This window comes from Psychrobacter phenylpyruvicus DSM 7000 = NBRC 102152 (genome assembly GCF_000685805.1).
GTDB classification, from domain to species: Bacteria; Pseudomonadota; Gammaproteobacteria; order Pseudomonadales; family Moraxellaceae; genus Psychrobacter; species Psychrobacter phenylpyruvicus.
The window spans coordinates 1-1,205 of the sequence record NZ_JMKP01000101.1; the positions used below are offsets into that span (position 1 = coordinate 1).

Annotated in this window: 1 protein-coding gene; it reads right to left on the reverse strand. The window is 36.5% G+C overall.

Going from position 1 to position 1,205, the window contains the following annotated elements; genetic code table 11:
• Positions 1 to 1,093: replication initiation protein (locus tag G561_RS15435; RefSeq protein ID WP_227674098.1), on the reverse strand; the 1,093-nt coding region annotated here is incomplete at its 3' end.
• Positions 1,094 to 1,205 lie beyond the last annotated feature (112 nt).

Genomic DNA, 1,205 nt, shown 5'->3' on the forward strand with positions numbered 1-1,205 from the left:
AGAATCTAGGCGCTTGTTCATCGTCCAAATACTCTTGCATAGGACGTTTGGTAAAGTTTTCAGGGTCTTTTTTAACCCATTCAACCATATGGCTGATCCAAGCGCTACTTGATTGATTGACAGAGCTCTGAGCTGTTACTAAACCATTATAATCTGCCATAAATTTCTTGCTGTGGACTGCTCTAGCCAGTTGTTTGTCAGTCAAACGTTTGATAGATGTTATTTCATCACTCTCAAAAACATCAATTGATTTGCTCTTCTTTTTATCTTTTAGCTGATATTTTAAGATGAGATGAGTGTATTTTTTTCCTGTCATTTCTAGTTCGTAAGATGCTTCAATTGGTGACTTATTATTAATTTCATCTATTGCTGCCTCTATAACCCATTTTTTAAGGTCTTTGTTCGCCTTGTATTTATCCTCCAGCATTAAAGCATTGCGCAAATCTTTAAGACTGATCTTACACCACCATTTGGCCTTTTTCTCATCTCTAAATTGCATCATCATAAAATATATTCTGAAGCTATAAGAACTACTAAAAGTAAAAAATTCATCAAGATATAGCTTTGTAAAGTTTTTACGTAGCTTAACGAGGTAAGGTACAACTTCCCGATGTATGACCATGCGTACAACGATATTAGCATCACTATTAGCCACAACATCTAAGACATCTAACAAGTTATATAGCCTTAATTCTCTTATAAACTCTTCATCGTATTTGGAATTGGGATATTTGTCTTTTAGCTTTTTATACACTTCGTCTTTAACATTCAGAACACTATCAAAGATAGGGTAAATTAGCTCTCCAACCGGAGTATCAATCCTAAACTCTTTTTTACGCATTAACTTACAAGCTGTTCTAATCTCACGAACTACGTTTTTCGGCTCAACGCCAAGACGAACAAAGTCTTCTTTTGTCACATAGCAGGGCTGATTAGGGTCAAACTCTTCATCTTCTGATTTCGGCATTTGCGATAAAACAATAAGCAATAAACGTAATTCGTTTACTGTCATATCGTATGACGCACGTACTAAGTCATTGTGCATAACAGCCAACGGATTTTTATTATTTGAAGAAGTAACAATCGTAGTCATAACTTTAACCCTCAGCTCACAAAGTAGGAGATAATTTAACACTACTCCCACTTGTGCGTCAATCCCTCCCCCTTCGTGCGTCAATCCCTCCCACTTGTGCGTCAATCCCTCC